The sequence below is a fragment of the Chengkuizengella marina genome, from assembly GCF_009910845.1.
GTDB classification, from domain to species: Bacteria; Bacillota; Bacilli; order Paenibacillales; family KCTC-33759; genus Chengkuizengella; species Chengkuizengella marina.
The window spans coordinates 1-1666 of sequence record NZ_SIJB01000068.1 but is presented as its reverse complement, the minus strand read 5'-3'; the positions used below and the strand labels follow the sequence as shown (position 1 = coordinate 1666).

Annotated in this window: 1 rRNA gene; it reads right to left on the bottom strand. The window is 53.5% G+C overall.

What is annotated here, in order from left to right:
- Positions 1–1666, bottom strand: a 23S ribosomal RNA gene (locus ERL59_RS20305); the annotation flags it as partial.

The following is a 1666-nucleotide window of genomic DNA, read 5'->3' as shown; positions in this document are numbered from 1 at the left end:
GCTCCATGCATTGCTGCACTTCCACCCCGAACCTATCAACCTCGTCGTCTTCAAGGGGTCTTACTAAATTGGGAAATCTCATCTTGAGGGGGGCTTCACGCTTAGATGCTTTCAGCGCTTATCCCTTCCGTACTTGGCTACCCAGCTATGCTTCTGGCGAAACAACTGGTACACCAGCGGTACGTCCATCCCGGTCCTCTCGTACTAAGGACAGCTCCTCTCAAATTTCCTACGCCCACGACAGATAGGGACCGAACTGTCTCACGACGTTCTGAACCCAGCTCGCGTACCGCTTTAATGGGCGAACAGCCCAACCCTTGGGACCTACTTCAGCCCCAGGATGCGATGAGCCGACATCGAGGTGCCAAACCTCCCCGTCGATGTGGACTCTTGGGGGAGATAAGCCTGTTATCCCCAGGGTAGCTTTTATCCGTTGAGCGATGGCCCTTCCATTCGGTACCACCGGATCACTAAGCCCGACTTTCGTCCCTGCTCGACCTGTACGTCTTGCAGTCAAGCTCCCTTTTGCCTTTGCACTCTGCGAATGATTTCCAACCATTCTGAGGGAACCTTAGGGCGCCTCCGTTACGCTTTAGGAGGCGACCGCCCCAGTCAAACTACCCGCCTGACACGGTCCCCGACCCTGATTCAAGGGCCTAGGTTAGAACTCGAATACGATCAGGGTGGTATCCCAAGGGCGCCTCCACCGATGCTTGCGCACCAGCTTCCAAGGCTCCCACCTATCCTGTACAAATCGTACCCCAGTTCAATATCAGGTTGTAGTAAAGCTCCATGGGGTCTTTCCGTCTTGTCGCGGGTAACCAGCATCTTCACTGGTATTAAAATTTCACCGGATCTCTCGTTGAGACAGCGCCCAAATCGTTACGCCATTCGTGCGGGTCAGAATTTACCTGACAAGGAATTTCGCTACCTTAGGACCGTTATAGTTACGGCCGCCGTTTACTGGGGCTTCGGTTCATAGCTTCGCCCTTAAGGACTAACCATTCCCCTTAACCTTCCAGCACCGGGCAGGCGTCAGCCCGTATACTTCGCCTTACGGCTTCGCACAGACCTGTGTTTTTGCTAAACAGTCGCTTGGGCCTTTTCACTGCGGCTCCCTCGGGCTATAAACCCTAACGGAGCACCCCTTCTCCCGAAGTTACGGGGTCATTTTGCCGAGTTCCTTAACGAGAGTTCTTCCGCGCGCCTTAGAATTCTCTTCTCGCCTACCTGTGTCGGTTTGCGGTACGGGCACCTTCACCTGGCTAGAGGCTTTTCTTGGCAGCATGAGTGCGAGTTCTTCGGTACTACAATGTTCCCTCCTCATCACAGCTCAGCCTTATACGGTGTGCGGATTTGCCTACACACCAGCCTTACTGCTTGAACAGACCTATCCATCAGTCTGCAACTGTTCCCTTCTGCGTCACCCCAATTGCTCATAGCGGTTTACGGTGGTACAGGAATTTCAACCTGTTGTCCTTCGATTACGCCTTTCGGCCTCACCTTAGGTCCCGACTTACCCTGAGCGGACGAGCCTTCCTCAGGAAACCTTGGGCTTTCGGCGGACAAGATTCTCACTTGTCTTTTCGTTACTTATACCGGCATTCTCACTTGTATGCTGTCCAGCACTCCTTACGGTATACCTTCTACCTACATACAACGCTCC